Origin of the sequence: Streptomyces sp. NPDC014006, from assembly GCF_043088925.1 — a bacterium.
GTDB lineage: Bacteria > Actinomycetota > Actinomycetes > Streptomycetales > Streptomycetaceae > Streptomyces.
In genome coordinates this window covers 210559-232915 of sequence record NZ_JBICAJ010000011.1, presented here as the reverse complement: position 1 = coordinate 232915, position 22357 = coordinate 210559, and the positions used below count along the sequence as shown (strand labels likewise).

22 protein-coding genes are annotated in these 22357 nt (G+C 72.2%); 15 read left to right on the top strand and 7 right to left on the bottom strand.

Going from position 1 to position 22357, the window contains the following annotated elements:
• Positions 1-11 precede the first annotated feature (11 nt).
• Positions 12-293, bottom strand: coding sequence for an HPr family phosphocarrier protein (locus ACF1GV_RS32305; protein ID WP_030235221.1), 282 nt, complete (start codon positions 291-293; stop codon positions 12-14).
• Between the two features lie 179 nt (positions 294-472).
• Here ACF1GV_RS32305 and ACF1GV_RS32300 point away from each other — a divergent pair, with 179 nt between their 5' ends.
• The 4 genes from ACF1GV_RS32300 to ACF1GV_RS32285 all read left to right on the top strand — a co-directional run bounded on the left by ACF1GV_RS32300 (position 473) and on the right by ACF1GV_RS32285 (position 6010).
• Positions 473-3409 (top strand): GNAT family N-acetyltransferase, encoded by a 2937-nt coding sequence (locus ACF1GV_RS32300; protein ID WP_391687825.1) that lies wholly within the window; start codon positions 473-475, stop codon positions 3407-3409.
• Positions 3410-3529: 120 nt separating this feature from the next.
• Complete coding sequence (locus ACF1GV_RS32295; protein WP_391688030.1) at positions 3530-4126, top strand: DUF5998 family protein; 597 nt, start codon at positions 3530-3532, stop codon at positions 4124-4126.
• A complete protein-coding gene (locus ACF1GV_RS32290) occupies positions 4126-5316 on the top strand; it encodes an alkaline phosphatase family protein (RefSeq protein ID WP_391687822.1) in 1191 nt (396 codons plus the stop codon). The genes ACF1GV_RS32295 and ACF1GV_RS32290 overlap by 1 nt, the downstream gene beginning before the upstream one ends.
• A gap of 43 nt (positions 5317-5359) precedes the next feature.
• The gene (locus ACF1GV_RS32285) at positions 5360-6010 is read left to right on the top strand and encodes a thymidine kinase (protein ID WP_391687819.1); all 651 of its coding nucleotides are present in this window, start codon (positions 5360-5362) and stop codon (positions 6008-6010) included.
• Positions 6011-6092: 82 nt separating this feature from the next.
• Here ACF1GV_RS32285 and ACF1GV_RS32280 read toward each other — a convergent pair whose 3' ends face one another.
• On the bottom strand, positions 6093-6908 hold the full coding sequence (locus ACF1GV_RS32280; RefSeq protein ID WP_391687816.1) for a VOC family protein: 816 nt from the start codon (positions 6906-6908) through the stop codon (positions 6093-6095).
• 290 nt (positions 6909-7198) lie between these two features.
• Here ACF1GV_RS32280 and ACF1GV_RS32275 point away from each other — a divergent pair, with 290 nt between their 5' ends.
• On the top strand, positions 7199-8050 hold the full coding sequence (locus tag ACF1GV_RS32275) for a sulfurtransferase (RefSeq protein WP_391687814.1): 852 nt from the start codon (positions 7199-7201) through the stop codon (positions 8048-8050).
• 331 nt (positions 8051-8381) lie between these two features.
• Here ACF1GV_RS32275 and sepH read toward each other — a convergent pair whose 3' ends face one another.
• Positions 8382-9425, bottom strand: a complete 1044-nt coding sequence (gene sepH / locus ACF1GV_RS32270; protein ID WP_391687811.1) for a septation protein SepH — start codon at positions 9423-9425, stop codon at positions 8382-8384.
• 470 nt (positions 9426-9895) lie between these two features.
• Here sepH and ACF1GV_RS32265 point away from each other — a divergent pair, with 470 nt between their 5' ends.
• Positions 9896-10660 carry a hypothetical protein gene (locus ACF1GV_RS32265; RefSeq protein WP_391687808.1) on the top strand — a complete coding sequence of 255 codons (765 nt, stop codon included), beginning with the start codon at positions 9896-9898 and terminating at the stop codon, positions 10658-10660.
• Here ACF1GV_RS32265 and ACF1GV_RS32260 read toward each other — a convergent pair.
• Together ACF1GV_RS32260 and ACF1GV_RS32255 are read right to left on the bottom strand one after the other, a co-directional pair.
• Positions 10584-11903, bottom strand: a complete 1320-nt coding sequence (locus ACF1GV_RS32260; protein ID WP_391687805.1) for a D-arabinono-1,4-lactone oxidase — start codon at positions 11901-11903, stop codon at positions 10584-10586. The two genes, ACF1GV_RS32265 and ACF1GV_RS32260, sit on opposite strands and share 77 nt — an antisense overlap.
• A complete protein-coding gene (locus ACF1GV_RS32255) occupies positions 11863-13101 on the bottom strand; it encodes an MFS transporter (RefSeq protein WP_391687802.1) in 1239 nt (412 codons plus the stop codon). Before ACF1GV_RS32255 ends, ACF1GV_RS32260 begins: the two co-directional genes overlap by 41 nt.
• Before the next feature lie 210 nt (positions 13102-13311).
• Between ACF1GV_RS32255 and ACF1GV_RS32250 the strand changes: the two genes are divergently transcribed.
• Both ACF1GV_RS32250 and ACF1GV_RS32245 read left to right on the top strand, forming a co-directional pair.
• Complete coding sequence (locus tag ACF1GV_RS32250) at positions 13312-14439, top strand: ferrochelatase (RefSeq protein ID WP_391687799.1); 1128 nt, start codon at positions 13312-13314, stop codon at positions 14437-14439.
• A gap of 8 nt (positions 14440-14447) precedes the next feature.
• The gene (locus ACF1GV_RS32245; RefSeq protein WP_391687796.1) at positions 14448-15263 is read left to right on the top strand and encodes an inositol monophosphatase family protein; all 816 of its coding nucleotides are present in this window, start codon (positions 14448-14450) and stop codon (positions 15261-15263) included.
• A gap of 80 nt (positions 15264-15343) precedes the next feature.
• Here the strand turns inward: ACF1GV_RS32245 and ACF1GV_RS32240 are convergent, their stop codons facing one another.
• Positions 15344-15517 carry a hypothetical protein gene (locus ACF1GV_RS32240; protein WP_363266201.1) on the bottom strand — a complete coding sequence of 58 codons (174 nt, stop codon included), beginning with the start codon at positions 15515-15517 and terminating at the stop codon, positions 15344-15346.
• A 628-nt stretch (positions 15518-16145) separates the two neighbouring features.
• Between ACF1GV_RS32240 and ACF1GV_RS32235 the strand changes: the two genes are divergently transcribed.
• The 4 genes from ACF1GV_RS32235 to ACF1GV_RS32220 all read left to right on the top strand — a co-directional run bounded on the left by ACF1GV_RS32235 (position 16146) and on the right by ACF1GV_RS32220 (position 19682).
• Positions 16146-16799, top strand: coding sequence for a response regulator transcription factor (locus tag ACF1GV_RS32235; RefSeq protein ID WP_010353034.1), 654 nt, complete (start codon positions 16146-16148; stop codon positions 16797-16799).
• Positions 16800-16804: 5 nt separating this feature from the next.
• Positions 16805-18037: a sensor histidine kinase gene (locus tag ACF1GV_RS32230; protein ID WP_391687792.1), complete on the top strand. Its 1233-nt coding sequence runs from the start codon at positions 16805-16807 to the stop codon at positions 18035-18037.
• Positions 18038-18430: 393 nt separating this feature from the next.
• Complete coding sequence (locus ACF1GV_RS32225; RefSeq protein WP_043504706.1) at positions 18431-18727, top strand: DUF4193 domain-containing protein; 297 nt, start codon at positions 18431-18433, stop codon at positions 18725-18727.
• Between the two features lie 13 nt (positions 18728-18740).
• Positions 18741-19682 (top strand): hypothetical protein, encoded by a 942-nt coding sequence (locus tag ACF1GV_RS32220; protein WP_391687789.1) that lies wholly within the window; start codon positions 18741-18743, stop codon positions 19680-19682.
• A gap of 100 nt (positions 19683-19782) precedes the next feature.
• Here the strand turns inward: ACF1GV_RS32220 and ACF1GV_RS32215 are convergent, their stop codons facing one another.
• Positions 19783-20259, bottom strand: a complete 477-nt coding sequence (locus ACF1GV_RS32215) for a DUF3093 domain-containing protein (RefSeq protein WP_391687786.1) — start codon at positions 20257-20259, stop codon at positions 19783-19785.
• 138 nt (positions 20260-20397) lie between these two features.
• Here ACF1GV_RS32215 and ACF1GV_RS32210 point away from each other — a divergent pair, with 138 nt between their 5' ends.
• The 3 genes from ACF1GV_RS32210 to ACF1GV_RS32200 are packed head-to-tail and all read left to right on the top strand — an operon-like array spanning position 20398 to position 22302.
• Complete coding sequence (locus ACF1GV_RS32210) at positions 20398-20982, top strand: PaaI family thioesterase (protein WP_391687783.1); 585 nt, start codon at positions 20398-20400, stop codon at positions 20980-20982.
• The gene (gene dut, locus ACF1GV_RS32205) at positions 20979-21530 is read left to right on the top strand and encodes a dUTP diphosphatase (RefSeq protein WP_391687780.1); all 552 of its coding nucleotides are present in this window, start codon (positions 20979-20981) and stop codon (positions 21528-21530) included. The genes ACF1GV_RS32210 and dut overlap by 4 nt, the downstream gene beginning before the upstream one ends.
• A gap of 1 nt (position 21531) precedes the next feature.
• Entirely contained in the window at positions 21532-22302 is a 771-nt protein-coding gene (locus ACF1GV_RS32200; protein ID WP_391687778.1) for a DUF3710 domain-containing protein, read from the top strand.
• The last annotated feature ends 55 nt before the right edge of the window (positions 22303-22357 follow it).

Sequence of the window (22357 nt, the reverse complement as noted above, 5' to 3'; positions counted from 1 at the left end):
TCAGGCGTGACTCAGACGGTCTCGGGGAGCTCCTCGAGACCCTCGGAGACCAGCTTCGCCAGACGGTCCAGGGCGGCGTCCGCGCCCTCGGCGTCGGAGGCGAGGACGATCTCCTCGCCGCCCTGGGCGCCCAGGCCGAGGACGGCCAGCATGGAGGCCGCGTTGACCGGGGTGCCGCCGGCCTTGGCGATCGTCACCGGGACGCCTGCGGCCGTGGCGGCTCGGACGAAGATGGAGGCGGGGCGGGCATGGAGGCCCTCGGCCCAGCCGACGTTGACGCGGCGCTCAGCCATGTGTTGCTGCCCTTCAGTTTCTCAGGGTTGTCTAGACCAGTTTCCCATATGGTGAAGCATGCCCGGAGAGGTCTGCGACCCCCTCCGGACGCGATCACCGGGCCGCGGCCTCGACCCGGCATCCGTCCTCCACAGAGTGCCCCGCGCCGTTGTCGTACGCGAGCCGTACTCTGGGCCCCATGCAGAGCGCGTCGGACAGGCAGGAGTACCCCGCCCACTGGGAGGCCGACGTGGTGCTGCGCGACGGCGGCACCGCGCGGATCCGTCCCATCACCGTCGATGACGCGGACCGCTTGGTCAGCTTCTACGAGCAGGTGTCGGACGAGTCGAAGTACTACCGCTTCTTCGCGCCCTACCCGCGTCTGTCCGCGAAGGACGTCCACCGCTTCACACACCACGACTTTGTGGACAGGGTGGGACTCGCGGCCACGATCGGCGGCGAGTTCATCGCAACCGTACGCTACGACCGGATCGGCGTGAACGGAATGCCCGCGTCCGCACCGGCCGACGAGGCGGAGGTCGCCTTCCTCGTCCAGGACGCCCATCAGGGCCGAGGCGTCGCCTCCGCCCTGCTCGAACACATCGCCGCCGTCGCCCGCGAGCGCGGCATCCGCCGCTTCGCGGCCGAGGTGTTGCCTGCCAACAACAAGATGATCAAGGTGTTCACGGACGCCGGGTACACCCAGAAGCGCAGCTTCGAGGACGGCGTCGTGCGCCTGGAGTTCGATCTCGAGCCCACCGAGCGCTCCCTCGCCGTGCAGTACGCGCGCGAACAGCGCGCCGAGGGCCGCTCCGTGCAGCGGCTGCTGATGCCCGGCTCGGTCGCCGTGGTCGGGGCCGGTCGTACCCCCGGCGGCGTCGGCCGCAGCATCCTCGCCAACCTCCGCGAGGCCGGCTACACCGGCCGTCTGCACGCCGTGAACCGCGCCTTCGGGCCCGACGTCACCGAACTCGACGGCGTCCCCGTCCACCGCTCCGTGCGGGAGATCGAGGGTCCGGTCGACCTCGCCGTCGTCGCCGTACCCGCCGACCATGTGCCGCAGGTCGTCACCGAGTGCGGCGAGCACGGCGTGCAGGGACTCGTGGTGATCTCCGCCGGATACGCCGAGAGCGGCCCCGAGGGACGCGAGCGCCAGCGCGAACTCGTCCGGCAGGCGCGCACGTACGGCATGCGGATCATCGGCCCGAACGCCTTCGGCGTGATCAACACCTCGGCGGCCGTCCGGCTGAACGCCTCCCTGGCGCCCGAGATGCCGCGCCCCGGCCGCATCGGCCTGTTCGCCCAGTCCGGGGCCATCGGCATCGCCCTGCTGTCCCGGCTGCACCGGCGCGGCGGCGGCGTCACGGGCGTCACGGGCGTGTCGACGTTCGTCTCCTCCGGCAACCGCGCGGACGTCTCCGGCAACGACGTCCTGCAGTACTGGTACGACGACCCGGACACCGACGTCGTCCTGATGTACCTGGAGTCCATCGGCAACCCGCGCAAGTTCACCCGCCTCGCCCGGCGCACCGCGGCCGCCAAGCCGCTGGTCGTCGTCCAGGGCTCCGGATCCGCGCCCCAGGGACACGCCGTACGGGCGACGCGCCTGCCGCCCGCCACGGTGTCCGCGCTGCTGCGCCAGGCCGGCGTGATCCGCGTCGACACGATCACCGAGCTGGTCGACGCCGGACTGCTGCTCGCCCGCCAGCCGCTGCCCGCCGGTCCGCGCGTGGCGATCCTCGGCAACTCCGAGTCCCTCGGCGTGCTGACGTACGACCAGTGCCTGGCCGCCGGACTGCGCCCGCACCGCCCGCTGGACCTCACCACCGCCGCCTCCGCGGAGGACTTCCGCGCGGCACTGGCGCGGACTCTCGCCGACGACACGTGCGACGCGGTCGTCGTGACCGCCATCCCGGCGATCGGCGAAGGCTCACCGGGAGACGCCGAGCTGGCGCAGGCACTGCGCTCCGCCGCGGCGGCCGTGCCGGGCAAGCCGGTGCTGGTGGTGCACGTCGAGCTGGGCGGCCTCGCTGAGGCGCTCTCCGCCGCGGCGAGCACGGCACCGCAGACGGACACCCGCGTGCCGCCCACGCCGGGCCGGAACGGCGCTCCCAGTCGGAGCGGCACACCGGGCGCGCCGGGACCAGAAGACCCGCAGACCCCGACCGGCCCCGGCGCGACGCGCGTGCCCACCGCGCCCGCCACGCCGGCCGCGCCCGCCCGGGACGCTTCCCCTGCCGAACTCCCAGCTCCCGTCGGCACCCCCGAAGACACCCACCTCATCCCCGCCTACCCCGCCGCCGAGCGGGCCGTCCGGGCTCTCTCCGAGGCCGTCCGGTACGCGCAGTGGCGGCGCGAGGCCACCGACCCCGGCAAGGTCCCCGAGTACGACGACATCGACGTCAAGGGCGCCGCCCGCCGGATCGACGCCCTGCTCGCCCGCGGACAGGGCCTCACCCTCTCCACCGAGGACACCTGCGAACTGCTCGGCCGGTACGGCGTCCACGTCCGCCGCGCCCTGCCCGCGCCCACCCCGGACGACGCCGCCGAGGCCGCCCGCGCCCTCGGCTACCCGGTCGCCCTCAAGGCCACCGCCCCGCACCTCAGGCACCGCGCCGACCTCGGCGGCGTACGCCTCGACCTGGCCGACGAGGAGCAACTGCGGCGCGCCTACCGGGAGTTGACCGACCTGTTCGGCAAGCCGGAGGAGCTGCGCCCGGTCGTGCAGGGCATGGCGCCGCGCGGTGTCGACACCGTCGTACGGGCGGTCATCGACCCGGCCGCCGGAGCCGTGCTCTCCTTCGGCCTCGCCGGAGCGGCCTCCCAGCTGCTCGGCGACATGGCGCACCGGCTCATACCGGTCACCGACCGGGATGCGACCTCGCTGGTCCGCTCGATCCGCACCGCCCCGCTGCTGTTCGGCTGGCGCGGCTCGACACCGGTGGACACGCCCGCCCTGGAGGAACTGCTGCTGCGGGTCTCCCGGCTGGTCGACGATCACCCCGAGGTCGTCGCGGTCACCCTCGAACCCGTCGTCGTCGCCCCGCACGGCCTGAGCGTGCTCGGCGCCTCGGTACGGCTGGCACCGCCCCCCGCCCGCGACGACCTCGGCCCCCGCACGCTCCCGGCGTACTGACGACCCGGGCCCCGGCCCTGCCCGCCGCACCCGCCCAGGCGCATCACAGCCCCCGCGGGTCCCTGCCGGGGCCGCCGGGAGCCCGTGACGGTTCCCTCGCAGTCAGTGGTCCCCCGTAGGATGGGGCGCATGGCCAAGACCAGTACGACGACCCAGGGGCTGCGTGCGGCGATCGAGCGCAGCGGCTACTACCCGGCCCTCGTGGCCGAGGCGGTGGAGGCCGCCATGGGCGGCGAGCCCATCCGGTCGTACCTGGTCCACCAGGAGACCACCTTCGACCAGAACGAGGTGCGGCGGCACGTGACCGTGCTCGTCCTCACCGACACGCGCTTCCTCGTCAGCCACACCGACGAGCAGAGCGCCGACAGCACGTCCCCGACGCCGTACGCCACGACGTCCACCGAGTCCGTCAAGATCGACCGGATCTCGTCGGTCGTGGTCAGCCGCGTCGTCGCCAACCCCGAGTCGTACACCCCGGGCACGCTGCCCCGCGAGGTCGTGCTGACCATCGGCTGGGGAGCCGTCTCCCGCATCGACCTGGAGCCCGCCGCCTGCGGCGACCCCAACTGCGACGCCGACCACGGCTACACCGGCAACTCCACCGCGGACGACCTGAGCCTGCGTGTCAGCGAGGCGGGGGACGGCCCGGAGACCGTCCGCCAGGCGCTCGCCTTCGCCCAGGCGATCTCCGAGGCCACGGCGGACATCACCCGCTGATGGTCCACACCGCCTGGGAACCGCACCCCGAACCACTCGCCCTGGCCTCCGCTCCCGTCCCCGAGTACGGCAGCGGTTCCCTGGCCGACGTACTCCCCACCCTCGCCGCCGGCATGGGCGTACCCGGCATGACCGCGGCCATCCCGGAGCTGACCCCGGCCGACCGGAACTGCGTCTTCCTCATCGACGGCCTCGGCTGGGAGCAGCTGCGAGCCCACCCGGACGAGGCGCCGTTCCTCACCTCCCTGATGGCCGCCTCGCGCGGCGGCACCGGCCGCCCCGTCACCGCGGGCTACCCGGCCACCACCGCCGTCTCCCTCGCCTCCGTCGGCACCGGCCTGCCCCCGGGACGGCACGGCCTGCCCGGCTACACCGCCCGCAACCCGGCCACCGGCGAGCTGATGAACCAGCTGCGCTGGCAGCCCTGGACCCCGCCGCGCCCCTGGCAGCCGTATCCGACGGTCTTCCAGCAGGCCCACGAGGCCGGTGTGCATGCCGCCCAGGTGTCGTCGCCCACCTTCCAGAACACCCCGCTGACCAAGGTCGCCCTCAGCGGCGGGACGTTCCTCGGGCGGCTCACCGGCGAGGAGCGCATGGATCTCGCGGCCGAACAACTGGCCGCCGCCGACCGCTCCCTGGTCTACACGTACTACGCCGAACTCGACGGCTCCGGCCACCGCTACGGCGTCGCCTCCGACACCTGGCGCGGCCAGCTCATGTACGTCGACCGGCTCGCCCAGCGGCTGGCCGAGCAGCTCCCACCGCGCAGCGCGCTGTACATCACGGCCGACCACGGCATGGTCGACATCCCGTTCGACGAGGACCACCGCATCGACTTCGACGAGGACTGGGAGCTGCGCGCCGGCGTCGCCCTGCTCGGCGGCGAGGGCCGCGCCCGGCACGTCTACGCCGTTTCCGGGGCCGAGAACGACGTGCTCACCTGCTGGCGCGAGGTGCTCGGCGACCGGTTCTGGGTGGCGTCCCGGGACGAGGCGATCGCGGCCGGCTGGTTCGGCCCGCACATCGACGACCGGGTGTACGCACGCCTCGGCGACGTCGTCGCGGCCGCGCACGACGACGTGCTCCTCATCGCCTCCGAGCGGGAGCCCAACGAGTCGGCGATGGTCGGCAACCACGGCTCGATGACCCCTGCCGAGCAGCTGGTGCCGTTGCTCGAAGTACGCTCCTGAAGGCCCACTCGTCCCCCTCCTGCCGAAAGGTGCTCATCCCCCCATGCCCGAGCTGGTCTTCTTCTCCGGAACGATGGACTGCGGGAAGTCGACGCTGGCTCTCCAGATCGAGCACAACCGTTCCGCCCGCGGCCTGGTGGGCATGATCTTCACCCGTGACGACCGCGCCGGCGAGGGCAAGCTGTCCTCCCGCCTCGGCCTGGTCACGGACGCGGTGGAGGTCGTGGACGGCATGGACCTGTACGCCTATGTCGTCGACCACCTCTCGCACGGCGGGCGCGTGGACTACGTGATCGCGGACGAGGCTCAGTTCCTGGTGCCCGAGCAGATCGACCAGCTCGCGCGCGTCGTCGACGACCTCGAGCTCGACGTCTACGCCTTCGGCATCACCACGGACTTCCGCTCCAAGCTCTTCCCCGGCTCGCAGCGGCTGGTGGAGCTGGCCGACCGGGTGGAGGTGCTCCAGGTGGAGGCCCTGTGCTGGTGCGGCGCCCGCGCCACGCACAACGCGCGCACCGTGGGCGGTGTGATGGTCGTCGAGGGCGCCCAGGTCGTCGTCGGCGACGTCAACCGCTCGGCCGACGAGATCGGCTACGAGGTGCTGTGCCGCCGCCACCACCGCCGCCGAATGACGGCCGCGACGGCCCACGCGGCGGCCCTGTCGCCGGACGTCCTGCCGGTCTCACCGGCCTGAGCCCGCGGCTCTCTCCTGCCCGAGCCGCGGCTTTCTCGTGCCCGGGCTGCGCGGTCTGCCTGAACCACGCGGTCTGCCCGACCTACGCGGGCGCACCGTCCGGCGGCTGGAGCAGCGAGAAGCGCGCCCCCTCCGGGTCGCACACCGCTGCCATGCGCCCGAACGCGCTGTCGCGCACCGGGCCGAGGACACGGCCGCCGAGTTCGGCGACCCGGGTCAGAGCCGCGTCCACGTCGGCCACCTGGAAGTACGTCATCCAGTGCGGACCCCGGTCGCGCGGCAGCGCGTGGCCCACCCCGCGGACACCTGCGACCGGCCGGCCGCCGACGCGCAGGACCACGCGGTCCTCGTCGGCGGAGGCCCGCGGCTCCTCCTCGTAGCCGAACACCGTCTCGTAGAACTTGGCGATGTTCTCCGTCTCGAACGTCACCAGCTCGTTCCAGACGGGCGTGCCGGGTACGCCGGTGAGGCCGGTGCCGAGATGCGCCGAGGCCTGCCAGATGCCGAACACAGCGCCGGACGGGTCGGAGCCGATCGCCATCCGCCCCGCCTCGGCGGCGTCCAGCGGCCCGACGCCGATGGTGCCGCCGCACATCCGGGCCGTCTCGGCGGTGAGGTCCACGTCGTCGGAGGCCAGGTAGGGCGTCCAGGCGATGGGCAGATGACGGTCGGGCGGCAGCTGTCCGATGCCGGCCACCTCACGGCCGTCGAGGAGGGCCCGCACGTACGGGCCGAGTTGCTGTGGGCCCGGCTGGAACTCCCAGCCGAAGAGCTCCGAGTAGAACTCCTGGGTCGCGGCCACCCCGTGCACCATCAGACTCACCCAGCAGGGTGTTCCCGGTGCGTACCGAGCGTGCGCTGCACCGTTCCGGTCGGTCGACCCGCCTGCCTCGGTCATCGTCACTCTCTTCTCGGCCCCTCGCGGCGGCCGTGTCCAATCCGCTCACCGGACGCGTGCGGGATACGCACACCAGCCGCGGCCGGGCCCGCCACGCGCGGTACGGGGCGGTCGGGACGTCGGGCTGTGTCCGGAGCGCGGTCTCCCGCGCGTCGCGGTGTACCGGCGGCGGGTGTCGATGGATGGTACGGCATGTGCTCGATCACGTACGCATCGTGACCGAGCCTGTCCGGCCGAGCAGAGTAGCCGGACATGGGTGCCGCGGCCACTCCGTGCGCAAGGATGGGGTCATGAACGCCATCATCTCCGCATCCGAACTCGCCGGTGAGCTGACCGGCGAGAACCCGCCGGTCCTGCTGGACGTCCGCTGGCAGCTGAGCGTGGCCAAGGCGGCCGGCGAACCGCCCTTCGACGGCCGCGCCGAGTACGAGAAAGGGCACATCCCCGGCGCCGTCTTCGTCGACCTGGACCGCGAGTTGGCCGCCGCTCCCGGCACGGCCGGCCGCCACCCGCTGCCCGGCCTCGACCTCTTCGGTACGGCGATGCGCCGGGCCGGCGTGTCCGCACAGCGGCCCGTGGTCGTGTACGACGGCGGGCAGGGCTGGGCGGCGGCACGCGCATGGTGGCTGCTGCGCTACACGGGTCACCCGGATGTGAGGGTCCTCGACGGCGGGTTGACGGCATGGAAGGGCCGGCTGGAGACGGCGGTGCCGCAGCCGCCGGAGGGCGACTTCGAACCGGTTCCCGGAGCCGTACGGCGGCTGGACGCGGACGAGGCGGCCGCGCTCGCCCGCTCCGGCCTGCTGTTCGACGCCCGGGCGGGGGAGCGGTACCGGGGCGAGGTGGAGCCGATCGACCGGATCGGCGGTCACATCCCCGGCGCGGTGTCGGCGCCGACCACGGACAACGTCGGCCCCGACGGCCGTTTCCTGCCCGCGGAGGAGCTGAGCGCCCGCTTCAAGGCCCTCGGAGCCGCCGACGACACCGAGGTCGGGGTCTACTGCGGCTCGGGCGTCTCCGCGGCGCACGAGGTGCTGGCGCTGGCCGTGGCGGGCATCCCGGCGGCCCTGTACGTCGGTTCGTGGTCGGAGTGGTCGTCGGATCCCGACCGGCCGGTGGCGGTGGGACCGGACCCGCAGTGATCAGGTGGCGTCGGGGCGGGTTCTCCGCCCCGGTTCGCGCGACACGACGAGCACGCGCGCGTGGAGCGGTGACTTCGACCGCGTGAGCGTTGTGCCCTCCCGAGAGCGCCTACGCGCGCGTGTGCCGGAAGCGTCTACGCGCGCGCCATGGCGTCATGGAGGCGCCCCGAGAGGCTGCACGCGGATGCCGGGGCGAGCGCGTCCAGCCTTCCGGCTCCGGGCCGTACCGCCCGAGGTGCCCGCGCGACCGTCGTCGTACCGCCTCGCCGGGCGCCGTTAGGCCCGGCGAGGGGGAACCTCACCCACGGGGCCTGAACCCCGCTCCCGCGCGCTACTCCTGCTTCTTGCGTCGCGTGCCGAAGACGATCTCGTCCCAGCTCGGTACCGCCGCGCGGCGGCCGGGGCGGACGCCGTCGGCCTCGGCCTGCCGGTCGGTAGCGCCGATCAGGCGGTCCCGGTGGCTGCCGACCGACCGCGGCATGAGCACGTCGGCGTAGGCGGAACCGGCGGAGGCGGCGGGCGCCGGCGGTTCCTCCGCCGCGGGCTCCGCGTCCGGTTCGTCGCCGTCCGGTTCCGAGGACGCCGCTCGCTCCGGCACCACCAGATCGCCCCGGAAGCTCGGGACCGCCTCCAGCAGGCTGGTGAGCGAGTCGCGCTCGCCGGTGTTCTCCTCCACCGGCTCCGACGCCTGCGCGGGCAGGCTCGGCCGCTCCCGGTCGAGCGGGCGGTCCAGCGGACGGTCGCGCGGCAGACGGGCGATGCGGGGCACGAAGGGGAAGCTGGGCTCCGGCGGCGCGAGGTCGTCGGACTCGCCGATGAGCGAGCGCGCCTCGTCGTCGACGGCCTGGACGAGCCGCCGCGGCGGGTCGTACGTCCAGCTCGCCGAGTGCGGTTCGCCGGCCACCAGGTAGACCAGCAGCACCTCCCACGTGCCGTCGTCGCGGCGCCAGGAGTCCCACTGCACGGTGTCCTTCTCGGCGCCGCGCAGCAGCAGCCGCTCCTGCACGGCCTCGCCGAGCAGCGGCCCCGCGGCGTTCTCACCGGGGCGGCGGACGGGTGTCTTGCGTGCCCGCTCGGCCATGAAGGCACGCTCGGCGAGGACGGGGCCCTCGAACCGGCGTACGCGGTCGACGGGGATGCCGGCCATCTGCGCGACCTCTTCCGCGGTCGCGCCGGCGCGTATACGCGCCTGGATGTCGCGGGGGCGGAGATGGCTCTCCACCTCGATCTCGATCTGGCCGAGGCGGGGACGGTCGCCGCGCACGGCGGCGCGGAGCCGTTCGTCGATCGGAAGCGTGTACTCCGTGCTGTCCGCAGCCTTCAGCACCAGCCGTGTGCCGTCATTGGAGACGGCCACGACACGCAGTTCGGGCATGGGGACCTCCCGGGTGGTGCCTGCCGACGTCACGTGCGTCGCTGCTTCCGCTAGTCGAGTGTGGCCTGCCCGGGTGCAGCCTGCCACAACCTTGCCGAGTTGCCCGGCGTGTCGGGCACGGGCCCTGGATCGCCGTTATGGCACGGTTACCTATTCGCCACGCTAAGTGACCAACACCGTCACCCTGTGCAACAAACCCCCCGTCCTGGCGGTCCAGCCAGGCCTCGGACATCCTGGCGGGAGACCGGGCCCAGGGCTCGCAACAGTACTCCATTCGGGCCACGTGCGTGGATCGGCGCGCCGCTCAACTTCTGGCAAGAGGTGGTACTTGGCCGCCCGTGGCCGGTTTTCGCGATCTTGAACGTGGCGTACTTCACGCAATCAGCAGAAACGGAACTATTGGTTTCGTTCGTACGTCCCTTTCTCGTGCAGTTGGTTGATCAAGTAGGAAAAGTCGATCACGTACGGGAATGAGAGGGAACGGACAGTTGACGCAGGGGCAGGACAAGAAGCGCATCGACCTGAACCTCCCTCAGGTGGCGGGCAGCGCCATGGCCGCGGTGGTGGCCGCCAAACTCGCCTCCTCCTTCGGCGTCTACGGCACGATCCTCGGCGCCGGGGTGGTCAGTGTCATCGCCACCTGCGGCGGCACGGTGTTCCAGCACTTCTTCAAGCACACCGGCGAGCAGTTGCGCACAGTCACCGTGCCCCGCTCAAGGGAGCGGTCCGGGCCGCCCGCTCCGGGCGGGTACACGGAAGGGACCGTCTACCGGGCCCGGGTCAAGAGCTGGCGGCGACCGCTCCTCGCGGCGGCACTGGTCTTCGGCGTGACCATGGCCGGTGTCACCGCCTTCGAACTCGTCTCCGGCAGCAGCTTCAGCGGCGGCAAGGGCACGACCGTCAGTCATGCGTTCACCGGCCGCAGCGCCTCGTCGCCCGCCACGCCGTCCCCGTCCTCCGAACCGGGGGACCACGGCGCCGGCTCGCCCTCGAAGGAGCCGCCGGCGGACGGCGGCACCGCGCCGGGCGAGTCGCCCTCCGGTTCCGGCACCAAGCCGGGCCCGACTCCCAGTGCCACGCCGACACCGACGCCCAGCGCCGACGCCACCGAGGACGGCTCGACGGGCGGCGCCGGCACGCCGAGCGCGCCCGCGACCGCTACGCCCCCAGCACCCGGCGCAGGTAGTCGTTCTGGAAGCGCCGCTCCGGATCCAACCGGTCCCGCAGCGCCGTGAACTCGCCGAAGCGCGGGTACACCCGGGAGAAGTACGCGGCGTCCCGGGTGTGCACCTTGCCCCAGTGCGGCCGGCCCTCGTGTGCGGTGAAGATCCGCTCGGCCTCCGTGAAGTACCGCTGGTAGGGAGTGCCTCGGAACATGTGCACGGCGATGTAGGCGCTGTCGCGCCCGGAGGCCGTGGAGAGGGCGATGTCGTCGGCCGGGGCGGTGCGCACCTCGACGGGGAAGCTGACGCGCAGGCCCGAACGGTCCAGCATGGCCTTCAGTTCGCGCAGCGTCTCGGTCAGGGCCGCGCGCGGAACGGCGTACTCCATCTCCACGAACCGCACCCGGCGCGGAGAGGTGAAGACCTTGAAGGGGATGTCGGTGTAGGTCCGCGCGGACAGGGCCTTGCTGGAGATCCGCGCGATCGCCGGGATCGCGGCGGGCGCCGCCTGGCCGACCCAGTTGGCCACCTGGAACACGCCGTTGGAGAGGAACTCGTCCTCGATCCAGCCCTTGACGGGGCTCACCGGCCGGGCCGGGCCCGCGCTGCGGTTGTTGCGCTTGGTGTTGGTGCTGCCGGTGTGCGGGAACCAGTAGAACTCGAAGTGCTCGTTCTCGGCCCACAGTTCGTCGAAGTCGGTGAGGACCCGCTCCAGCGGCATGGGCTCCTCGCGCGCGGTGAGCAGGAAGATCGGCTCTACGGCGAAGGTGATCGCGGTGACGATGCCCAGGGCGCCGAGGCCGATCCGGGCGGCCGTGAAGACCTCCGGGTTCTCCTTCTCGGAGCAGGTGAGCACCGAGCCGTCGGCCGTCACCAGCTCCAGGCCCTTGATCTGTGCGGCGATCGAGGCGGAGTCACGACCGGTGCCGTGCGTGCCGGTGCTGGTGGCGCCGGAGACGGTCTGTTCCATGATGTCGCCCATGTTGGTGAGCGACAGTCCCTCGCGCGCCAGCGCCGTGTTGAGTCTCTTGAGCGGGGTGCCGGCCTCCACCGTGACGGTCCCCGCCTCACGGTCGATGTTGCGTATGCCGGTCAACAGTTGAGGGCGTATCAAGACGCCGTCGGTCGCCGCGATCGACGTGAAGGAATGCCCCGTACCGACGGCCTTCACGGTCAGACCGTCCTCGCCGGCCCGCCGTACCGCGGCGGCCAGCTCGTCGACGGAGGCGGGCGTGACCTCCCGCGCGGGGCGGGCCGAGACGTTGCCGCCCCAGTTACGCCACGTGCCGTTCTTCCCGCTCGCTGTGCTGCTCAACGGTGCCTCCCCGACGCGGAACCGGCCTACTGAGCCGGCGGTACCCGAGGAAACCGACCGCCACCGCGACCGCTCCGGACACCGCCGGAACCGCGTACCCGGCCCGCGCGCCGGCCGAGTCGATCACCCAGCCGGCCACCGAGGAGCCGAGCGCGACCCCGACCGCGAGCCCGGTGCTCACCCAGGTCATGCCCTCGGTCAGGTGCGCGCGTGGTACGTGCTCCTCGATGAGGGCCATCGTCGTGATCATCGTGGGAGCGATGGACAGACCCGCAAGGAAGAGCGCCGCGGCCAGAAACGGCAGGTTCCCGACCAGTAGGAGGGGGATCATACTCACGCCCATGGCGCACACGCCCAGCAGCCAGCGACGGGCGGGCGGCCCCGTGAAACGCAGCAGACCGAACACGATCCCGGCGAGGCACGAGCCGGCCGCGTACAGCGCCAGGACGACACTCGCCGCGCTCTTGTGGCCCTGCTCGTCGGCGAAGGCCACGGTGACGACGTCGACCGAGCCGAAGATCGTGCCGGTGGCCACGAAGGTCGCCACCAGTACCTGCAGCCCCTTCGCGCGCAGCGCCGAGCCGCCGCCGTGCTGCTCGCGCGGGTGCGGCGCGGGCTCGGTCGCCCGCTGCGCGGTCAGCCAGAAGACGCCGACGGCGAGGAAGCACGCGGCGAGCAGCGGACCCGCCTCAGGGAACCAGGCCGTGGACAGGCCGATGGAGATGATCGGCCCGAAGATGAAGCACACCTCGTCCACCACGGACTCGAAGGAGTACGCGGTGTGCAGCTGCTCGGTGCCCCGGTACAGCTCGGCCCAGCGGGCCCGGATCATCGCTCCGAGGCTCGGGACGGTGCCGATGCCGACCGCGCAGAGGAACAGGAGCCAGTCCGGCCACCGGTAGTGGGCCGTGAGCAGCAGTCCGCCGGCACCCGCGAGCGTGACCAGGGTCGCCGGGCGCAGCACGCGGCGTTGCCCGTGCCGGTCCACCAGCCGGGAGATCTGCGGGCCCAGCGCCGCCGCGGACAGCGCGATCGTCGCCGACAGCCCGCCCGCCAGGCCGTAACGGCCGGTGAGCTGGGAGATCATCGTGACGACGCCGATGCCCATCATCGACAGCGGCATCCGGCCGACGAAGCCCGCGGCGGAGAAACCCTTGGAGCCGGGGGCGGCGAACAAGGCGCGGTAGGGGCTGGGCACGTGGTCTCCGGGGTCCGGTACGGCTCGGGGCGGGGCCGTGCGAGTGGGCGGTGCCTTCGTAAGCAGCGAAGGCAGCCGGTACAGCTTACGAGTTAGGGCGTCCTAACGCACACGAGTAACCAGGCCGTCGCAGCGGAGGCCGGCCGGACCGCCGACGCACCGGCCACCCGTCGTTTCCCCGGTGTCAGTGGCGGGTGGCAGGATCGACTCATGCCAGACGTGCTCGACGCCAGTCCCTACGACGCCCTGCTCCTGCTCTCGTTCGGCGGCCCCGAGGGCCCGGACGACGTGGTTCCGTTCCTGGAGAACGTGACGCGCGGCCGTGGTATCCCGACCGAACGCCTCAAGGAGGTCGGGCAGCACTACTTCCTGTTCGGCGGGGTCAGCCCGATCAACGACCAGAACCGCGCCCTGCTGGAAGCCCTGCGCAAGGACTTCGCCGAGCACGGCCTGGACCTGCCGGTCTACTGGGGCAACCGCAACTGGGCGCCGTACCTCACCGACACCCTGCGCGAGATGGTGCGCGACGGCCACCGCCGCATCCTCGTCCTGGCCACCAGCGCCTACGCCTCCTACTCGGGCTGCCGGCAGTACCGCGAGAACCTCGCCGACGCCCTGGCCGCCCTCGAGGCCGAGGGCCTAGAACTGCCGAAGATCGACAAGCTGCGGCACTACTTCAACCACCCCGGCTTCGTCGAGCCCATGATCGACGGCGTGCTGGAGTCCCTCGCCGACCTCCCCGAGGACGTCCGAGCCGGCGCCCACATCGCCTTCACCACCCACTCCATCCCGACCGCGGCCGCCGACGCCTCGGGACCGGTGGAGGACCACGGCGACGGCGGCGCCTACGTCAGGCAGCACCTGGACGTGGCGCATCTGATCGCCGACGCCGTGCGCGAGCGCACCGGCCTCGAGCTCCCCTGGCAGCTCGTCTACCAGTCCCGCTCCGGCGCCCCGCACATCCCGTGGCTGGAGCCCGACATCTGCGACCACCTCGAGGAGCGCAAGGCCGCCGGGGTCTCCGCGGTGGTCATGGCCCCCATCGGCTTCGTCTCCGACCACATGGAGGTCCTGTACGACCTCGACACGGAGGCCAAGGCCAAGGCGCAGGAGCTGGGCCTGCCGGTGCGCCGCTCGGCCACCGTGGGCGCCGACCCGCGGTTCGCCGCCGCGGTGCGCGACCTCGTCCTGGAGCGCGCCGGCCTCGAGCGCGGCCAGGAGGTCACGCCGTGCGCGCTGGGCGCCCTGGGTGCGAGCCACCAGCTGTGCCCGGTGGGCTGCTGCCCGTCCCGTGCCCCGCGTCCCGCCGCCGCGGGCGCCGACAGCCCGTACGCGTGAGGAGCGCCGTGAACGACCCCCTGCACCTGGAGCTGCTCAGGCTCGCCCGGGAGGCCGCCCACCGGGCCGGAACCCTGCTGCGCGACGGCCGGCCGGCCGACCTCTCGGTCGCCGCGACCAAGTCGAGCGACGTCGACGTCGTCACCGAGATGGACATCGCCGCCGAGAAGCTGATCACCGGACTGATCTCCGAGCGCCGCCCCGAGGACGCCTTCCTCGGCGAGGAGGGCGGCACCACCGAGGGCACCAGCGGGATCCGCTGGGTGATCGACCCGCTCGACGGCACGGTGAACTACCTCTACGGCCTGCCGACCTGGGCGGTCTCCATCGCCGCGGAGCAGGACGGCGAGACGGTGGTCGGCGTCGTCGCGGCACCGATGCGTGGGGAGACGTACCACGCGGTGCGCGGAGGCGGGGCGTGGGCCACCGGTTCGTGGGACGGCGAGCGCCGGCTGACCTGCCGCGCGGCCGCGCCCCTGGAGCAGGCCCTGATCTCCACGGGCTTCAACTACGTGGCCGACGTCCGGGAGCATCAGGCCGAGGTCGTCCGGCGGCTGATCCCGCTCGTGCGCGACATCCGCCGCGGCGGATCCGCCGCGATCGACCTGTGCGACGTCGCCGCGGGCCGTCTCGACGGCTACTACGAGCGGGGGCTGCACCCGTGGGACTTCGGCGCCGGTGACCTGATCGCCCGGGAAGCGGGCGCGGTGACCGGTGGGCGGCCCGGAGAGCCTCTGTCGGGCGACCTGACGATCGCCGCCTCACCGGCCGTCTACCAGCCCCTCCAGCGGCTCCTGGAGGACTTCGGCGCCTGGCACGACTGACGGCGGGTACGACGCCGACACGGACAGTGGGGCCCCGGCGCTGGATTCGCCGGGGCCCCGCTGGGGTGCGTACGGGCTGATCAGACGCCGGACAGGCCGACTTCCACGCCATGTTCGGCGGCCAGGCGGCGCAGGTCGTCGAGCTCGCCCTGCTCCACGTCGACGAGGAAGTCGTCGCCCTCGTCACGAGCCCGCGTCAGGTCGGACTCGGTCGCCCTTATGCGCTGCAGAAGTCCTGCGGTGAAAGCGTCCATGCTGCGCCCCCTCGTCCAGGGTCGTGGGTCGGTGGCACGGGGGTGTGCCGGTTGGGAAGGGGCGATCACGTCTCCGTAGGTGCCCAGCGCTGCCCTGCTGGGCGGCGACGGTGCCGGACACCCACGCCCGCTCTGCGGAAGCGGCCTGTCGTGCCGCATGGTGCTGCGGCACAAGCAGAGCGTGATCGCGGGGTGTAAAGCCGTCCTCCCCCTGCGGACATCCGGGGAAACCTCGGCGAGCCGACAAATCTTCCCGCGCCCGCATCTGGCCGCATATGCCCGCGGGGGTGACCGGAACCCGACGGACGGCGGCGGGAGGGGACTTGTGGGGCTGGGAGAGCCTAACGGGACCGTCGAGTGGCCGGTGCGGACGGACCGAGGGGGACGGCTCTGCGGGCGGGCCAGGGAGAGGGGAACCCGTACGCCGGCCGGCGCGCGAGGGGGACGTCCCGAGGGGGCTGACCCCTGGGACGACCCCTCTAAGTCAGCGCCTCCCATACCGGCCGACGGGCGCCTTACCACCGGTTTATGGGCCAACGCGGCAGGATGGAGGCGTAGACCCCGGTATGGATTCCGCCTGTGTGCGCCGATGCGGCGTGCCCGGCGGCTTTGAGGAAGGACAAGCGACGTGCGCGTACTCGTCGTCGAGGACGAGCAGCTGCTCGCCGATGCGGTGGCCACCGGACTGCGCCGGGAGGCCATGGCGGTCGACGTCGTGTACGACGGTGCGGCCGCTCTGGAACGCATCGGCGTCAACGACTACGACGTGGTCGTCCTCGACCGTGACCTCCCGCTCGTCCACGGCGACGACGTCTGCCGCAAGATCGTCGAGCTGGGCATGCCCACGCGCGTGCTGATGCTCACCGCCTCCGGCGACGTCAGTGACCGCGTGGAGGGCCTGGAGATCGGCGCCGACGACTATCTGCCCAAGCCGTTCGCGTTCAGTGAGCTGATCGCACGCGTGCGTGCCCTCGGCCGGCGCACCAGCGTGCCGTTGCCGCCCGTCCTGGAGCGGGCCGGCATCAAGCTCGACCCCAATCGCCGCGAGGTCTTCCGGGACGGCCGCGAGGTACAGCTCGCGCCCAAGGAGTTCGCGGTCCTGGAGGTGCTGATGCGCAGCGAGGGAGCCGTGGTCTCCGCCGAGCAGCTGCTGGAGAAGGCCTGGGACGAGAACACCGACCCCTTCACCAACGTGGTGCGCGTGACGGTGATGACGCTGCGCCGCAAGCTGGGCGAGCCGCCCGTGATCGTCACCGTGCCCGGTTCCGGCTACCGGATCTGATCGACGTGACGGCCACCCCCGCGCCTCCCCAGGCGCCACCGAAGCCCACCTGGGATCCCCGACGGCCGCAGCCACTGTTCCCATGGCTGCGGCCGACCATCCGGATACGGCTGACGCTGCTGTACGGCGGCATGTTCCTGATCGCCGGCATCCTGCTGCTGTCGATCATCTATCTGCTCGCCGCGCAGGCGCTCAACGTGGGCAGTGAGCTGCCCTTCAAGATCACCAGCGGAAGCGTCACCAGCAACGTCTGCAACCTGCCGGACAAGGCGTCGCCCGACGTCTTCAACAGCGCCATGAACGCCTGCGTCAACGAGCAGCGCCAGCACGCCCTGGACAGCCTGCTCAGCCGCTCCCTGCTGGCCCTGCTGGGCCTCGCGGTGATCGCGTTCGCGTTCGGCTACGCCATGGCCGGCCGGGTGCTGTCGCCGCTGGGCCGGATCACCCGCACCGCGCGTGCGGTGGCCGGATCCGATCTGTCCCGCCGGATCGAGCTGGACGGCCCGGACGACGAGCTGAAGGAGCTCGCCGACACCTTCGACGACATGCTGGAGCGCCTCCAGCGGGCCTTCACCGCCCAGCAGCGTTTCGTCGGCAACGCCTCGCACGAGCTGCGCACGCCGCTGGCGATCAACCGCACGCTGCTCGAGGTGCACCTGTCCGACCCGAACGCCCCGGTGGAGCTGCAGCAGCTCGGCAAGACGCTGCTGGCCACCAACGAGCGCAGCGAGCAGCTGGTGGAGGGCCTGCTGCTGCTCGCCCGCAGCGACAACCAGATCGTCGAGCGCAAGCCCGTCGACCTCGCGGAGGTCGCCTCGCAGGCCATCGACCAGGTGCGCGGCGAGGCCGAGGACAAGGGCGTGGAGGTGCGCGGCAAGCGCGAGCCCGCGGTCATTCAGGGCAATGGCGTACTGCTGGAGCGGATCGCCCTTAACCTGGTGCAGAACGCCGTCCGGTACAACGTTCCCGAAGGCGGCTGGGTGGAGGTCACCACGGAGGTCCAGCACGGCCAGGCGGTGCTGGTGGTGTCCAACACCGGCCCGGTGGTCCCGGCGTACGAGATCGACAACCTCTTCGAGCCGTTCCGGCGGCTGCGCACCGAGCGCACGGGCAGCGACAAGGGGGTGGGCCTGGGCCTGTCCATCGTGCGGTCCGTGGCGCGGGCCCACGGCGGGCACATCACGGCGACGCCCCGCGAAGGGGGTGGGCTCGTCATGCGGGTCACCCTGCCGCTGTGAGACCGTCGCGACACACGCGGAGGATGTTCGCTTTGCGCGGAATTTTCCGGGCACTCGACCCAGCCCCCGATGTGTGATCGATCACAAGGGCGATTTTCCGGCCATCTACTCTCCGTGATCATGAAGGCCGCCGGAAAGCCCGGAAAATCCGGGTTTTCAGGGGTCCTGATCACGGGAAGTACACGGTGGGACGCCTTTGAAGTGCGACATTCGGACCGTGTACGGTCCCGTTCGCCATCCAAGCCGATCACTCTTGAGGTGTCCGGTTGGGTGTCGATTGAGTAACAGACCTTGATGTGAGGCAAAATCTCCGCCTCGAGGCGGGCACAAGTCCGGCCTCTCACGCGTTACGTGCGCTGGAGACACCGCAGACACCCAGAGGGGGAGAGCGACATGGCAACTGACTACGACACCCCACGCAAGACCGACGACGACGTCGATTCCGACAGCCTTGAGGAGCTGAAGGCCCGGCGCAACGACAAGTCGGCGTCGTCCGTCGACGTCGACGAGTTCGAGGCCGCAGAAGGCCTGGAGCTGCCCGGAGCGGACCTCTCCAACGAGGAGCTGGCCGTCCGGGTGCTGCCCAAGCAGCAGGACGAGTTCACCTGCATGAGCTGCTTCCTGGTGCACCACCGCAGCCAGCTGGCCCGCGAGAAGAACGGTCAGCCGATCTGCCGCGACTGCGACTGAGGGCGGGTCGGCCGTGACTGGCTCGACCCCTTCTCGGAAGCGCCGCTTCTCCCGCAGGGGAGCGGACCCGGGGCCGCTGGAAGGCCCCCATGGCGTGCGTGACGACGAGCGAGGCTCACCCCTTACGTCCTCGACGGAAGGAACAGGGTTGGCCTCGCTCGAAGCCGCGGGCGACCGGAGCGGTCTTCGGGACCGCGCCGGACGTATCGCGCCCGTCGCCAAAAGGCGGGCCGCGGCCGCCCGCACCAAGGCCGGAGATCTGGCCAGGACCGGCGCGAGCAAGGGCAAGGACCGCGCCCGCGCGGGCCTGAGCTACCTCGCCGACCGGATCATCGACCTCGCCCCACGCGTGCCCGTACGCGATCTCGCCACGCTCCGCGCACAGTTCCCGGGCCTCGGTCCGGAGCAGCTGGCGGACAAACTCGTGGCCGGCGCCACCAGGGCGACGGCGACGGTCGGAGCGGGAGTCGGCGCGGCGGCGATGCTGCCCGTGCCGCCCGCCATGCCGACCGAGCTGGCCGCTGAGATCACCAGCGTCGCGGCGATCGAGCTGAAGCTCATCGCCGAACTGCACGAGGTCTACGGCGTGCGACCACCCGGTTCTCTCAAGGACCGCAGCTCGGTGTACCTGCGCGCCTGGTCCGGCGAGCGGGGCATCGAGGTGACGAAACCGTCGACGTTCGACGCGGCCCTCGGGGGCCGGATGAAGCGCGAACTGCGCCAGCAGATCATGAAGCGCCTGGTGCGCGATCTGCCCAATCTGATGCCGTTCATGGTCGGTGCCGCGGTCGGCGCGGTCATGAACCGCCGCGAGACCCGCAAGCTCGCCGGGCACGTCCGCACCGACCTGCGCAAGGTGCAGGTGCCCTGGGACGCCCTCCCCGAGCTGCCGCCTCTCGAGCAGCCGGACGAGCCCGTGACGGTGGGCGAGCTCACCAAGGACCTCGAGCGCTGACCCACGGGCCCTCCTGGCCCCACCGGGGGCCCCTGCCGGGCCTCTGGGGCAACTGGCGCCAGGGTGGCGCCAAGGGCTCCCGGCCGGGCCCCTGAAGCGCCTACGAGCCCTGCTGAGCCGCTGCCTCCCGCGCCGTCTTCAGGGCGTCGGCCAGCCGCTGCGGCTCCCGCGTCGACAGGTACAGATACGGCGTCGGGTCGGCCGGGTCCGTGACCTCGACCTTCAGCGCCTTCGGGATGTAGGCCCGCAGCAGCAGGAACGCGCGCGTGTCCGCCTTGTAGGTGCGCCAGGCGCGCGCCTCCTCCGCGTCCAGCACCTCGGCCTCGCCCAGCGCCGAGACGGGGACCTTCGCGTCACCGGCGATCAGGAAGCCGTTCACCACCCGGATGCGCAGCGAGCCGTACGCGCTGGCCACGACCGCCGACACGGCCGTACCGCCGACCAGGGCGCCGAGCATCGGCAGCGTGCCGAAGGGCAGGAAGACCAGGGCGAGGGCGAGACCCACGAGGAAGGACACCAGCCACCACGAACGGGGGGCGGTGAGGCGTTCTTCATAGGGGGTGGCGGGAAGCTGCATGGAGCCAAGCTTGGCATGGTGCGCTGACGTCCCCGCAATCAGGCGCCGCCCCCACGCCCGCCCCACCCACGGCGGTGCCCGCCGCTCGCCGGGCAGGGCTGGTCGTGGGGGACGGGTGGGCGGGTAAGGTCTGCGGCTGTGAGTGGTACTTCCCCAGCCCTTCAGCCCCCGGCCGACGCCGCGCCCCCCGTGCGGCATCCCGACGCTCCCGCCCCCGGTGAGCTCCTCGGCGCGCACTACGAACACTGTTTCGGTTGCGGTGGCGGGCAGGCGCACGGACTGCACCTGGCGGCCCGGGCCGGTGACGGCGTCAGCATCACCGCCGAGTTCACCGTGCAGAGCGCCCACCAGGGCGCGCCCGGCCTCGCCCACGGCGGTGTCCTGGCCACCGCGCTCGACGAGACGCTGGGCTCGCTGAACTGGCTGCTGCGCACCATCGCCGTCACCGGACGGCTGGAAACCGACTTCGTGCGGCCGGTGCCGGTCGGTACCACCCTGTTCCTTCAGGCCGAGGTCACGGCCGTGGCCGGACGGAAGATCTACTCCACCGCCACCGGCCGCATCGGCGGCCCCGACGGCCCCGTCGCCGTCCGCGCCGACGCCCTCTTCATCGAGGTCAAGGTCGACCACTTCGTCGACCACGGCCGCCAGGAGGAGATCCGGGCCGCCATGAACGACCCGGACCAGCTGCGCCGGGCCCGCGCCTTCGAGGTGAACCCGTGAGCCGCGAGCCGCTGCGGGTGCCCATTCGCCGCATCGATCCGGACGTGCCGCTTCCGGCGTATGCGCACCCCGGCGACGCGGGGGCCGATCTGCGCACCACCGAGCCCTGCGAACTCGCGCCCGGCGAACGCGCGGTGCTGCCCACCGGGGTGTCTGTGGCACTGCCGGAGGGGTACGCGGCCTTCGTGCACCCGCGCTCCGGCCTGGCCGCCCGCTGCGGTGTCGCCCTGGTGAATGCCCCGGGGACGGTTGATGCCGGGTACCGTGGGGAGATCAAGGTGATCGTGGTGAATCTCGACCCGCGCGAGTGCGTGCGGTTCGAGCGCTTCGACCGGATCGCCCAACTGGTCGTCCAGCAGGTCGAGAGGGTCCGCTTCCAGGAGGTCGCGGAACTTCCCGACTCGGCACGGGCCGAGGGGGGCTTCGGGTCCACCGGGGGCCATGCCGCGGTGGGCGGTGAAAGCGGCACGAGCGGTCAGGTCGCCGAGGGCGGCCCGACGGGTGGGAATCGATACGCTTCGGTCGTATCCGACCGGGAAGGACAGTGACGTGTTCGGACGTCGCAATAAGAAGGGCGCCGCCGAGGACGCGGCCGGCGAGGCCGAGCAGGTCGTCGACAGCGTCGACACCGAGGCGGACGAAGAGGGCGAGCGCGAGCGCGTACGGCTCGAGCCGGAGCCGCGGCCCGACGGGCCGTGGGACGTCTCCGAGGTGCGCGACCCGGCCGAGGGCCGCGTGGACCTCGGAGGCCTGTTCGTGCCGGGCGTCGACGGCATGGAACTGCGCGTGGAGGTCGCGGGCGACGCGATCGTCGCGGCGACCGTCGTCCTGCGCGACAGCGCGATCCAGCTGCAGGCCTTCGCAGCGCCCAAGCGCGAGGGCATCTGGGGCGAGGTGCGCGAGGAGATCGGCTCCGGCATCACTCAGCAGGGTGGCATCGTCGACGAGGTCGAGGGCCCGCTCGGCTGGGAGCTGCGCGCCCAGGTGCCGGTGCAGCTGCCCGACGGCACGGGCGGCTTCCAGGTCGTGCGGTTCGTCGGTGTGGACGGGCCCCGCTGGTTCCTGCGCGGTGTGATCTCCGGGCAGGGCGCGGTGCAGCCGCAGGCGGCCGGCCTGCTGGAGCAGATCTTCCGGGACACGGTCGTGGTCCGGGGCGAAGGGCCGATGGCGCCGCGCGACCCGATCGTGCTGAAGCTGCCGAACGACGCCCAGATGGTGCCCGAGGCCGTGCAGCAGCAACAGCAGGAGGACGAGGCCTCCCGCTTCTCCGGCGGCATGGGCCAGCTGCAGCGCGGGCCGGAGATCACTGAGGTCCGCTAGACGCCTGCTCGATCGAGCGACGCGGGGCCGCACCCACATGGGGTGCGGCCCTTTC

Bases quoted from the DNA above. Each gene is read 5' to 3' on its own strand.
- ACF1GV_RS32305 (WP_030235221.1), bottom strand. From the start codon at position 293: ATGGCTGAGCGCCGCGTCAACGTCGGCTGGGCCGAGGGCCTCCATGCC.
- ACF1GV_RS32300 (WP_391687825.1), top strand. From the start codon at position 473: ATGCAGAGCGCGTCGGACAGGCAGGAGTACCCCGCCCACTGGGAGGCC.
- ACF1GV_RS32295 (WP_391688030.1), top strand. From the start codon at position 3,530: ATGGGGCGCATGGCCAAGACCAGTACGACGACCCAGGGGCTGCGTGCG.
- ACF1GV_RS32290 (WP_391687822.1), top strand. From the start codon at position 4,126: ATGGTCCACACCGCCTGGGAACCGCACCCCGAACCACTCGCCCTGGCC.
- ACF1GV_RS32285 (WP_391687819.1), top strand. From the start codon at position 5,360: ATGCCCGAGCTGGTCTTCTTCTCCGGAACGATGGACTGCGGGAAGTCG.
- ACF1GV_RS32280 (WP_391687816.1), bottom strand. From the start codon at position 6,908: ATGACCGAGGCAGGCGGGTCGACCGACCGGAACGGTGCAGCGCACGCT.
- ACF1GV_RS32275 (WP_391687814.1), top strand. From the start codon at position 7,199: ATGAACGCCATCATCTCCGCATCCGAACTCGCCGGTGAGCTGACCGGC.
- sepH (WP_391687811.1), bottom strand. From the start codon at position 9,425: ATGCCCGAACTGCGTGTCGTGGCCGTCTCCAATGACGGCACACGGCTG.
- ACF1GV_RS32265 (WP_391687808.1), top strand. From the start codon at position 9,896: ATGAGAGGGAACGGACAGTTGACGCAGGGGCAGGACAAGAAGCGCATC.
- ACF1GV_RS32250 (WP_391687799.1), top strand. From the start codon at position 13,312: ATGCCAGACGTGCTCGACGCCAGTCCCTACGACGCCCTGCTCCTGCTC.
- ACF1GV_RS32240 (WP_363266201.1), bottom strand. From the start codon at position 15,517: ATGGACGCTTTCACCGCAGGACTTCTGCAGCGCATAAGGGCGACCGAG.
- ACF1GV_RS32225 (WP_043504706.1), top strand. From the start codon at position 18,431: ATGGCAACTGACTACGACACCCCACGCAAGACCGACGACGACGTCGAT.
- ACF1GV_RS32215 (WP_391687786.1), bottom strand. From the start codon at position 20,259: ATGCAGCTTCCCGCCACCCCCTATGAAGAACGCCTCACCGCCCCCCGT.